At 29.7% G+C, this 11,915-nt stretch carries 10 protein-coding genes and 1 pseudogene; 5 read left to right on the top strand and 6 right to left on the bottom strand.

All coding sequences use genetic code 11. The features are described from left to right. Positions 1-2 precede the first annotated feature (2 nt). The 3 genes and pseudogenes from BXQ17_RS12460 to BXQ17_RS12470 all read left to right on the top strand — a co-directional run bounded on the left by BXQ17_RS12460 (position 3) and on the right by BXQ17_RS12470 (position 3,540). A complete protein-coding gene (locus BXQ17_RS12460) occupies positions 3-683 on the top strand; it encodes a YiiX/YebB-like N1pC/P60 family cysteine hydrolase (protein WP_077810951.1) in 681 nt (226 codons plus the stop codon). Between the two features lie 29 nt (positions 684-712). Continuing rightward, positions 713-1,080: pseudogene (locus BXQ17_RS12465) on the top strand (DUF2200 domain-containing protein). Positions 1,081-1,134: 54 nt separating this feature from the next. After that, positions 1,135-3,540, top strand: a complete 2,406-nt coding sequence (locus BXQ17_RS12470; RefSeq protein ID WP_077810952.1) for a helix-turn-helix domain-containing protein — start codon at positions 1,135-1,137, stop codon at positions 3,538-3,540. A gap of 245 nt (positions 3,541-3,785) precedes the next feature. Here the strand turns inward: BXQ17_RS12470 and recJ are convergent, their stop codons facing one another. Then, positions 3,786-5,471 (bottom strand): single-stranded-DNA-specific exonuclease RecJ, encoded by a 1,686-nt coding sequence (gene recJ / locus BXQ17_RS12475; protein WP_077810953.1) that lies wholly within the window; start codon positions 5,469-5,471, stop codon positions 3,786-3,788. A gap of 18 nt (positions 5,472-5,489) precedes the next feature. Beyond that, positions 5,490-5,915 carry an OsmC family protein gene (locus BXQ17_RS12480; RefSeq protein WP_077810954.1) on the bottom strand — a complete coding sequence of 142 codons (426 nt, stop codon included), beginning with the start codon at positions 5,913-5,915 and terminating at the stop codon, positions 5,490-5,492. 81 nt (positions 5,916-5,996) lie between these two features. On the opposite strand from BXQ17_RS12480, the gene BXQ17_RS12485 reads away from it, so the two are divergent. Next, positions 5,997-6,587 (top strand): carboxymuconolactone decarboxylase family protein, encoded by a 591-nt coding sequence (locus BXQ17_RS12485; protein ID WP_077810955.1) that lies wholly within the window; start codon positions 5,997-5,999, stop codon positions 6,585-6,587. Positions 6,588-6,796: 209 nt separating this feature from the next. Beyond that, positions 6,797-7,774 (top strand): hypothetical protein, encoded by a 978-nt coding sequence (locus BXQ17_RS12490; RefSeq protein ID WP_077810956.1) that lies wholly within the window; start codon positions 6,797-6,799, stop codon positions 7,772-7,774. Here the strand turns inward: BXQ17_RS12490 and BXQ17_RS12495 are convergent. The 4 genes from BXQ17_RS12495 to BXQ17_RS12510 form a co-directional block, all read right to left on the bottom strand. Further along, complete coding sequence (locus BXQ17_RS12495; RefSeq protein WP_077810957.1) at positions 7,771-9,498, bottom strand: M28 family peptidase; 1,728 nt, start codon at positions 9,496-9,498, stop codon at positions 7,771-7,773. The genes BXQ17_RS12490 and BXQ17_RS12495 overlap by 4 nt on opposite strands. 34 nt (positions 9,499-9,532) lie before the next feature. Next, positions 9,533-10,105: a uracil-DNA glycosylase family protein gene (locus tag BXQ17_RS12500; protein WP_077810958.1), complete on the bottom strand. Its 573-nt coding sequence runs from the start codon at positions 10,103-10,105 to the stop codon at positions 9,533-9,535. A 5-nt stretch (positions 10,106-10,110) separates the two neighbouring features. Continuing rightward, a complete protein-coding gene (locus BXQ17_RS12505; protein WP_077810959.1) occupies positions 10,111-11,472 on the bottom strand; it encodes an NAD(P)/FAD-dependent oxidoreductase in 1,362 nt (453 codons plus the stop codon). A 74-nt stretch (positions 11,473-11,546) separates the two neighbouring features. Next, the gene (locus tag BXQ17_RS12510; RefSeq protein ID WP_077810960.1) at positions 11,547-11,888 is read right to left on the bottom strand and encodes a HopJ type III effector protein; all 342 of its coding nucleotides are present in this window, start codon (positions 11,886-11,888) and stop codon (positions 11,547-11,549) included. Positions 11,889-11,915: the final 27 nt, after the last annotated feature.

Here is an 11,915-nt window from a genome sequence, read left to right on the forward strand (position 1 = left end):
TAATGATGCATAAAATATTAAAATTATCGATAGCAACTTTATTAACCATTTTTGTATTACTTAGTTGTGCTACTGATAAAAAAAAGAAAGAGTTTGAGCTACAGCAAGGAGATTTATTATTTCAAAATACCGGAACAGACGAAATAGATAATGCTATTAAAGATGTAACTGCAACCTCTAAAGCTAAAAACTATTCTCATGTTGGTATTGCAATGCAAGAAGATGATAAATGGTTTGTGGTAGAAGCAATTCCGAAAATAGGAATTAGCAAAACTCCGATAACTGAATTCTTAAATCGAAATAAAAATACGCAAGACAAATCTCAAACTACAGTTGCAAGATTAGACAGTATGTATCAGCCTTATATTTCTAAAGCAATTAATTACGGAATCGAAAGAATTGGCACACCTTATGATGCAGTTTTTTTATGGGATGATACTTCTTATTACTGTTCTGAATTAGTTTACAAAATGTTTTCTTCTCAAAATTTGTCAAAAGAAGATTTGCCTTTTCTTACACATCCGATGACGTTTAATGATAAATCAGGTAAACCAATGGCAAGTTGGGTAAAGTATTATGAAGTAAGAAATCAACCAATACCAGAAGGAATTGAAGGAACAAACCCCAATTTAATGGCGAGTAGTTCTAAAATTACATTTGTACATGATTATGAAAAAGAGTAAAAAGATTACTATAACTTAAATCTAAAAACATGAAAGTTACACCAGAAAAAAACGAAAATATTGCAAATATGATTTTCGGTTCAATTTATCCTCTTTACTGGAATAGATTAGAAAAAAATGGACGAACGAAAGAAGAATTTCATCAGGTTTTAGAATGGTTAACTGGTTTTAATGAAGAAAAATTACAATCTTTAATTGAAGAAAAAGTAACTTTTAGAACTTTTTTTAACAAGCAAAAATAAATCCGAATGCACATTTAATAAAAGGTGTTGTTTATGGTTATAGAATTGAAGAAATTGAAGACGAATTTGAAGTCTACAAAAAATGTAGACAAATGGAAAAGTTAATAGATGAACTTGCTAAAGGAAGAAAAATGGAGAAAATTTTACGTTCTTAAATATTAAATAGATTTTTCTTTTTGAATTTATTTACCTTGCAATAAAAAGCTACAATGCCAAAAAACCCAGAGTTAGAACTTGCTTTACAATTTATAGAAAAGACAGACCGTAATTTATTTATTACCGGAAAAGCAGGAACTGGAAAAACTACATTTTTACATAAAATAAAATCAGATTCTCTTAAACGAATGGTAATTGTTGCGCCAACAGGTGTTGCTGCAATAAATGCAAAAGGGGTAACGATTCATTCTTTTTTTCAAATGCCTTTTGGGCCTATTTTACCAAATCAAATATCAAATACTAATCAACAACGTAAGTTTTCTAAAACTAAAATAGATATTATTAAGTCTTTAGATTTAGTAATTATTGATGAAATTTCTATGGTTAGAGCAGACTTGTTAGATGGTATCGACCAAGTAATGCGTCGTTATAAAAACAGAAATAAAGTATTTGGCGGTGCACAAGTTTTAATGATAGGAGATTTGCAACAATTAGCACCAGTTGTTAGACCAAACGAATGGAGTTTGTTGCAACAACATTATAATACAGTGTACTTTTTTAGTTCTAAAGCGTACCAAGAAGCAAATGTTGTATCAATAGAATTAAAGCATATTTATCGTCAGAAAAACGAAGATTTTATTAAGATTTTAAATGAAATTAGAACAGATACTTTGTCTGATGCATCTGCTAAAATTTTAAATAAAAATTACAATCCATCTTTTTCGCCAACAAAAGACGATGGTTATATAACCTTAACAACGCATAATAATAGAGCCAATTTAATTAACAATTCAGAATTAAATAAAATAAAAAATAAGAGTTATTATTTTGATGCAGAAGTTTCTGGTAAATTTAATGAGAACTCTTATCCAAATTCAGAAAAATTAGAATTAAAAATTGGTGCACAGGTAATGTTTATCAAAAATGATTCTTCGCCAGAAAAAAGATATTTTAACGGTAAAATTGGTATAGTAACAGATATTTCTAGAGAAACGGTAACAGTGCATTGTGGTGATGAATTAGATGAAATTGTTACAGAAAGAGAAAAGTGGGAAAACATCAATTACTCTATAAACGAAGAAACTAAAGAAATTAAAGAAGACATTTCGGGTTCTTTTTCTCAAATTCCGTTACGATTGGCTTGGGCAATTACAATTCATAAAAGTCAGGGTTTAACTTTCGACAAAGCAATTATCGATGCAGAAGCTTCTTTTGCACACGGGCAAACCTATGTTGCCTTAAGTAGATGTACTTCTTTAGAAGGTTTGGTTTTAAAAACGCCAATTACTAGCAGCGCAATTATTAACGATAGAACCGTAAGTGTTTTTAATGAAAGTGTAGAAGAAAATCATCCAGACGAAACTGTTTTAAACAATTCTGAAAAAGAATTTCAGTTAAACTTAATTGCAGAATTATTCGATTACCAACCATTTTTATACCCAACTACTCGATTAATTGATATTTATTACAAAAATAAAACAAGCATAAAGGGTGATGTTATCGATCATTTACAAACAATAAAAGACGATGGAGTAGTAGCTTTAATGAAAGTTTCTAACGGCTTTAAAAGGCAATTATCAGAAATATCAGAAGGTAATATTCTACCAGAAAACAGCTCTCAAATTCAAGAGCGTTTTACAAAAGCTGTAAATTATTTTTTAAACCAAACTAAAAACAACATTTTAAAACCATTAAATACTATTGCATTTTCTTCGGATAATAAATCGGTAAAAACAGATTTTAAAAAGCAATTTGATGCACTTCAAGAAAAATTATTAGAAAAATTATTTGCTTTAAATAAAATGACAGAAAGCTTTAAGGTAGATAAATATTTAGAAGTTAGAGCAAAAGCAGTTTTGCAAAAATCTGCACCCACAGCAAAAAAGAAAAAAATATCGAACAGAAAAGACCCTTTGTTGGCGCTAAAATTACGTGAATTAAGAGACGAAATTAGAGTTGCAGAAAACATACCAGCATTTCAAATATTTACACAAGAAACTCTTTATGCAATTTGCGATAGTTTACCAAGAACAGAAAAAGAGTTGCTTAATGTAAAAGGAATGGGTAAAACACGTGTTTCTAAATACGGAGAAGAAATTTTAGAAGTTATAGAAACATATTGCAAAGAAAATGGCATTAATAAGCAAAACGAGCAAAAAAGAGAAGACAAAAAACCAACCAAACAAATCACTTTAGAGTTGTTTAGATCGGGGCTTTCGGTTAAAGAAATCGCTAAAGAACGTAGTTTAACCACCAACACAATAGAAAGTCATTTGGCAAGCTATATTCCTTCTGGCGATGTCGATATTTTAGAGTTAATTCCGTTAAAAAAATATAAAAAATTAGTAGACGAGATTGAGAAAATAGAATTTAAAAGCCTAACAGAACTTAAAGAAAAAGTAGATAAATCGTTTTCTTATATGGAGTTACGAATGGTTTTAATGACAATAGAAAAATAATTTTTAATTTTTTTTGAAAGTTTTTACAAAGTTATGCGTCTAAACAATTATGATAAGAAACTTCTTATCATTTCTTTTTCATAGCAATTTTCCCACTTCTTCTTAGAAGTGGGTTTTATTTTTTTTAGAAGCTATTTCCTGCTTTCGCTACTCGCTTTTTTTATTCCGAAAAAGAATAAAAAAGAGCTCAAACAAGCCGTTCAATCAGGGCTAAACTTGTTTGCCAAAATTTAGTTTTTTACGAGTTACTTTAAGTCTTTTAAAACCAATTGTATCGATTTGTGACCATTCCATTCATTTTCATCTAAGGCATAAGCAATATCAAAATCGTTTTTAACGTGCTCAATTTTATTACCCAAACCAAAACCAATTGCACCAAAAGTTTGTTTATTATCTCCCTGAAAAACATTTAATTTCAAATGACTTTTATCTGCACCAACTTGTTTACCATAACCATTATCTCTAACGCAAGTAGAAACAAATGTTGGTTTCATATTCATTGGGCCAAAAGGAGCCATTTGTTCAATAATTCTAAAAAATTTTGGAGTAATTTCAGATAATTCTATTGTGGCATCCACAGAAATTTCTGGAGTTAATAATTCTTTATCAATTGTATTTTTTACAACTTCTTCGAACTTATTTTTAAAATTTTGATAATTTTCTGGCAATAAAGTCAAACCAGCTGCATATTTATGTCCGCCAAATTGCTCTATAAATTCTTCGCATTCATGTAATGCATTGTAAACATCAAAACCTTTTACCGATCTTGCAGAAGCAGCTAATTTATCGCCACTCTTTGTAAAAACTAAAGTTGGTCTGTAATAGGTTTCTATTAATCTAGAGGCAACAATACCGATAACGCCTTTGTGCCAATCTTCTTGATAAACTACAGATGTAAAACAATTTTCTTCTTCATTATCAATAATTTGAATTAAAGCTTGATCTGTAATTTTTTTATCTAAATCTTTTCTGTCGGCATTAAAAATTTCTATCGCTGCAGCAAATTCTACTGCCGAGTCAAAGTCCATTTCTGTTAATAATTCAACAGCATAATTACCGTGTTTCATTCTTCCGGCAGCATTAATTCTTGGTGCAATTATAAAAACCACGTCTGTTATTGTAAGCGTTGTTTTTTTGGTTTGATGAATTATTGCTTTAATTCCGTTTCTAGGATTTTCATTAATAACTTGCAAGCCATAATATGCCAAAACCCTGTTTTCGCCATTCATAGGTACAATATCTGCAGCAATTGCAGTAGCAACTAAATCTAAATAAGGTATAAAATCTTCTATGTTTTGGTTTCTTTTAGAACCCAAAGCCTGTATCAATTTAAAACCAACGCCGCAACCACAAAGTTCATCAAAAGGATATGTACAATCGTCTCTTTTAGCATTTAAAACTGCAACGGCTTTTGGTATTTTATCACCAGGTTTGTGATGATCGCAAATTATAAAATCTATGTTTTTTTCTGATGCATAAGCAACTTTTTCGATTGCTTTTATACCGCAATCTAAAGCTATAATTAAAGAGAAATCATTGTCATGCGCAAAATCAATTCCTATATAAGAAACCCCATAACCTTCTGCGTATCGATCTGGAATATAAGTTGCAATATTAGGATGAATAGTTTTTAAATAAGAGGCAACCAAAGAAACTGCAGTTGTGCCATCAACATCATAATCGCCATAAATTAAAATGTTTTCATTATTGGCAATTGCTTTTTCTATACGTTCTACTGCTAAATCCATATCCTTCATTAAAAAAGGATCGTGAATATCTTTTAAACTAGGACGAAAAAAACTTTTTGCTTGGTCAAAAGTTTCAATATTTCTTTGACAAAGTATGGTAGCAATTGTTTTATTTACTTGTAAATCTTTTGCTAATTTTTCTACTTTTTCTTTTTCTGGATTTTGCTTTAGCGTCCATCTCATAGCAATTTTTTCTACTTTTTATAAATTATGCAAATGAATTTCTATCTCTACATCTGCAAATTGACGAAACATTTCCATAACACCGCAATACTTTGTAACCGATAAATTTACCGCTTTTTGTATTTTTTTTGGCTGTAATTCTGCATCAGAAAAATGATAATCTACTTTTACTTTATTGTAAAATTTTGGATGTTCGTCTGTTAAATTTGCTGTAACCTCAATTTTAAAATCTGCAACTTCTGCATGCATTTTAGTTAATAAAGAAACTACATCTAAACCAGAGCAACCAGCTAAAGAAGACAACATTAATGCTTTTGGTGCAAAACCAACCACGTCTCCGTTATCTTGCGATTTATCAAACATTGTAAATTTATGGCCACTTGGGTTATCAGTTTCAAATTGCGATTTCTGTGTCCAAACCGTTGTAACTGTATTTTTAATCATAAAATCTATTTTTTTAAAAATGAAGTATTAAATTGTGCTTTAATACAAATGTAAGCACAAATTAATTAAAGATATAAAAATATGGCATTAGTAACTCCTCTAGAAGCAGAGCATGATTTAGAAACAAAAAAGTTAGCAGAATTTTTTAATGAAACTTTAGGTTTTTGTCCTAATTCAGTACTAACAATGCAGCGTAGGCCTGCAATATCAAAAGCTTTTATCAATCTAAATAAAGCAGTTATGGCAAACGAAGGTAAAGTAACTTCTGCGTTAAAAAGAATGATTGCTTGGGTTTCTAGTAACGCTACTGGTTGTAGATATTGCCAAGCACATGCAATTAGAGCAGCAGAGCGTTATGGTGCAGAACAAGAGCAATTAGATAATATTTGGGAGTATAAAACGCATCCTGCTTTTTCTGATGCAGAAAGAGCAGCATTAGATTTTTCTTTAGCAGCATCAATGGTGCCAAATGCTGTAGATGCAAAAATTAAAGAAGAATTATATAAATATTGGAACGAAGGAGAAATCGTAGAAATGTTAGGTGTAATTTCTTTATTTGGCTACTTAAATAGATGGAATGATTCTATGGGAACAACCCTAGAAGAAGATGCAATTGAAAGTGGCGATAAGTACTTAGGAAAACATGGTTTTGAAGTTGGTAAACATGTTTAATTTTAAAATTACGTAGAAACTTTTTATATTTACAAAAAGAAAGCCTTTTCAAATAATACTGAAAAGGCTTGTTTTTTAAAATGTAAAGGTCCCCCAACCTCTTCAATTTAATTTCAAATTTAGTGAAATAAAGAAGGTTATTATTGCAAATTTCACAAAATGGCAAATTATATTTTGTAAAATTTGATAGAAGTGAATGATAGGACAGAATGAATAAGGTAGAAGAAAGATTATTTAAGTTAATTAGAGAAAACTTACCAAAAAATGTCTCTTTAATTGAAGACGTTGCTAGTGTTTTAGATGTAAATTACGATGCAGCTTACAGAAGAATTAAAGGTAAAACAGCACTTACTTTAAACGAAGCGCTTGTTTTATCTAAACACTACAATTTAGATCTTAAAAATTTATCATCAGAAAACTCATCAGAAAATAAGGTGATAAGCGTAGAGAAAACCCACGGTGAAATTTCTATAGATTTCTTATACAATTATTTAAATAATTGTAATATTGAAATTAAGGCAGTACTAAATTCTAAAAAAGGAAAAATTATAAGCTGTGCAAATGATCTACCTTGTTATCATATTAATAATAGTATTTTAAAAAAATTTAGAATATATCTGCTAGTAAGTATGTTGCCAAAAAAAGAGAATGTTAAAACAATTTCTTTTGCTAATTTTAACCCTTCAGATACCATTTTAAATGCTTATGATTCTTTTCTAGAAAATTATAAAAAAGTAGCTTTAATAGAAATTTGGAACGATTTTACAATAGATAATTTAATAAACCAAATAACTTACTTTTTTGAAATTGGCTTATTAAAAGAAGGTGAAGCTATAGCAATTTTAGAAGGATTGGTAAATACATTACAGCAATTAGAACAACAGGCTAAATATGAAAAGAGAGCGGTAAACGATAATACTTTTAAATTATATTGCAATAATCTTATCTCTTTATCAGATACTATCTTTATGCAAACAGATACTTTAAAAAAAGCATTTGTGCCCTATACTAATTTAACTTATTTTAAAGTAACAGATGTAGAAACAAGTGCTCAAGTAGAAAAACATTTAAATAAACAACTGCAATATTCTACAAATATTTCTGGCGAAAGCTCTGTTGCTAGAAAAATGTTTTTTAATAAAATGTATCAAAAAATAGAAAAGAGCAAACAAAAATTACTGCTTTAATTTTTTGCAAGCTTAAATATAATAGTTTTAGAGATCGAATCTATTAACTTTTTAGAACGATCGATTTCTTTAGTAATATCATTTTTATTGATAACTAAATCTGCGGTGGTTTCTATTGATTTTTGATACCAATTATTCCAAGCAGTAATAATTTCTATTTGTGTTTCTAGAGATTGATTGTTGTTTATAGCTATCTTACTTTGCTTAAGTTCTTCATTAAGTCTATTTTTTGCAGCGGTTTCAATTTCAGTTATAATTGATTTTGCTGTTTTCGTATCAGCATTTAATAAAGTGTATGCGGCAATTAATGCCGTTGTACCTACATTTTTAAGAGTCGTTTTAGAAACTTTATCAATTCTGTCATTATCTGTATGGTAAAATTGATCTGTAAAGTGCCAAAATAAAACACTCGGTATATTTTCTCTTAAAAAAGGAACGTGATCACTACCACCTTCAAAAGGATTTGTACTTACTTGCCAATTAGCAAGTTTACCTTGAGCTTTAAATTTATTTATTAAAAAGTCATTTAAATAGTGTGGTTTCATTTGGTCTAAACTCATTTTAGAACCACCCCATTCTGTGTGTTTATCATTTCCACGTGTCCAGATAGCACTCGGATCTGGCATTTTTTCGATAAGGAATACTCCGCCAGTTTTATCAGTATTCTCACCAACCATGTCTAAAGAAATTCCCCATTTTATATTTTTTGATCTAATAGAATCTTCTTGAACATATCTTCTTGTAGAAACAATTTCATCACCCCATAAAAAAGTTAGAGTTCTTTTAGGGGTTAAGCTTTTATCTTTTATAAATTTTGCTGTTAAACTTGCCATTTCTAGAGCAACACCAACTCCGGTAGCATTATCATTTGCGCCAGGTTCTTGTATGTGTGCACTAAATACCAAACGTTCTTCAGGCTTTTCTGTACCTTTAATATCTGCAACAATTGTTAATTCTTCCGATGGATAAATCTTAGTTTCTACGTTTACATTTAAAGTTACTTTTCCTTTTTCTAAAGACTTTTTTAAGCGTTCTTTAGCTTCAAAAGAGAGTGCAATTGCCCAAGGTTTATGAACGGTATCTAAAGGAATCGATCTGAATTGAATAGAAGTTTGGTTTTTTTCTGGTTGTAAATAATCAGGATTATTATAGGTTAAAATTCCGGCTGCTTTGCCATCAATAATTGCTGTTTTAAAAATTCTATACGGACTCGTTTCTGCAAATACTATTTTACCTTTTACATCTGTTTTAGCAAGATTTTTTACATCTTTAATATACACAACATCAGCTTCAATTCCTTTTTTTGGTGTGCTATAAGAGTTTAACGCAATCATGTTTCTGTTAGTTGCATGCTCTAACAAATAAGTAGTATCTCCTTTAATTTTTACGTTAGCATTTACAGATTCCCAAGTTGGTCTTTTTAAAGGTCTTTTTTCGATTCTATAGGTTAATAAATTACCTTCGGTAGCTTTTTCTTCTAAAATAAAACCTGCTTTTTCTAAGTTTTTAGCAATATTAAAAACACTTTCGTTAAAGCCAGTATTACCAACTACACGCCAGTATTTTTCTACAAAAGCAGTTGTTACGTAGGCTAAATCTCCTGTAAATTCTTTATTAATTACATTAGAATAATTATCAGTAGAAAGTATAACAACGTCATCTTCTTTTTTACAACTGATTATAAGTATTGATACTATTAAAAAGGCAACAATTTTTTTAAGCATAACTCTAAATTTAGAAGTTATAAATGTAGTTTTTTTATTTGATAATTTTAGAAACTGTTTTTTGTAAAGTAGGGACTACATTTTTTTCAAACCAAGGATTTTTTGTTAACCAAAATCGATTTCTTGGCGAAGGATGCGGAAGCACAAAATAGCTTGGTAAATACTCTGGATAATTATCTACCGTTTCTGTAAGTGTTCTTTTTGCTCTTTCTTTTAAGTAATAATTCTGCGCATACATGCCTATTAAAATAACCGATTCTAAATTTGGCATAAAATCGAATAATTGTTGATGCCATTGTGGGGCACACTCTTTTCTTGGTGGTTTGTCTCCAGATTTTCCTTTTCCAGGATAACAAAAACCCATCGGAATTATGGCAAATTTTTGAACATCATAAAAATCTTTATCACTAACATTTAACCACTTACGTAATTGTTTCCCGCTTGCATCATCCCAAGGAATTCCAGATTTGTGCACTTTTGTTCCGGGAGCTTGCCCAATAATTACAATTTTCGAATTTTTATGAGCAGTAACAACAGGATTTTCTCCTAAATCTAGATGAGGTTCACAAATTCTGCAATTTTTTATTTCTGATAAAAGTTGTTTCACGTATTTTAATCTGAATCTTTTAGCATCGACTTTAAATCGCTAGCAAAAGAAGGATATGTGAAAATAAGCTTTTTAAATTCTTTAGTCGTCATTTTTTGATGAATTGCCATCGAAAAAATATTAATGCATTCATTTGCCTCTGCGGATAATAAATGAGCACCAACAATAACTTTTGTTTTATCATTTACAATTATTTTATAAGCATATAAATCTGCATTTTCTTTTTTTGCATTGTAAAAGTGAGATGCATCACCTTTAAAAACTTTGATAGCACTAAATTGCTCTTTAGCTTTTTCTTCTGTTAAGCCAACTGTAGCCAAATTAGGATTTGTGAATACGACAGAAGGCACCAGCGGATTGCTAAATTTTTTCGAATTATTTTTTAAAATATTGTTACCAACAATATAGCCTTGTAAACCAGAAAGCGGTGTTAATGGCAAAGATTTGCTAGAAACATCTCCACAAGCATACACATTTTTATTGCTATTACTTTTAAGGTAATTATTTACTAAAACACCAGTATTGTCGTTTTTAATATCTGCGTTTTCTAAATCTAATAAATTTGTTGCTGGCACACGACCAGATGTATTAAATACTACAGTAGATTTAATTGATTTTATCTTGTCTTTTTGTTTAAAATGAACTCTATAGTTTTTTCTAAGTTTTTCCACGGAATCAATTTCTGCTTCAAACACAAAATTTACGCCACTCTTTTGCATTTTATCTACAAGTTTTTTTACTAAAAAAGGTTCGAATTGAGACAACGCCATTTCACCTCTATCTATAATTGTAACTTTGCAACCAAGTGTAGCCAAAAGATAAGAAAACTCCATACTAACATAACCAGCTCCTATAAAAATAGCCGATTTTGGTAGTTTTTTTAGATTGAAAAAGTCACTAGAAGTTTTTAGTAAATTAGCACCTTCGAAGTTTAGTTTTCTTGGCGTTAAACCAGTTGAGATAACAAACTTATCTGCGGAAATTAATTTTCCTTCAACCAAAATTTCATTTTTACTTTTAAATTTTGGAGTTTGATGGTATAAATCGACACCTAATTCCGTTAAATTTTCTTCGGTTTCTTTAGGTACTTTTTTTACAAAAGAATCTTTAAATTTTAAGATGTCTTTCCAACTAATCTCTGGAACTTTTTTAATACCTAAACCTTTTAAATCTGCTGTTTTTTTTAAAACATCAGCAAACTGAAGCATTACCTTTTTAGGATCGCAACCTCTAATAGCGCAAGTGCCGCCAAAGGCTTGTTTGTCTGCAATAGCAACTTTTAGTCCGTTTTTGGCACAAATTTTTGCAGCTGTTTGTCCTGCAATTCCGCTTCCTATTACAAAAACGTCGTAATGTTTAGATTCCATAAAATTAGATTTTCATCAAAAATAGAACAGAATAAAACCTAAGTTTAATGCAATTACTAATTTTATGAACTTATTTACTTTAAAGTTAATGCCTCACTTTCGAAAGTTAAACCATCAAAACCTGTGTTCATAAAGTTTCTAATGTTTTGGTGAGAAGTACCGTTTGCATCCTCTAAAACATTTTTATAATGTTCACCAAAACAAAATAAAGTTTCTTCTTTGGTTAATTTTTGAAGTTTTGCAAAAGCAAATAATTTACAAGAACCAGCATTTTCACCTGCTTTATTTTCGATAGTTCCGTTTTTAAAAGCAGTTGGTGTAAAATTATAGTTGTCTTCTATTACTTGCATTGTGTCAGCAAATAATATAGCGCTAGGATTCAATTTTAACTTTGTCTTAAATTCTTGAATGATCATTTTTTTGTTTTTGAATGAGATAAGATT

The organism is Polaribacter sp. BM10, from assembly GCF_002005425.1.
Lineage (GTDB): Bacteria > Bacteroidota > Bacteroidia > Flavobacteriales > Flavobacteriaceae > Polaribacter > Polaribacter marinaquae.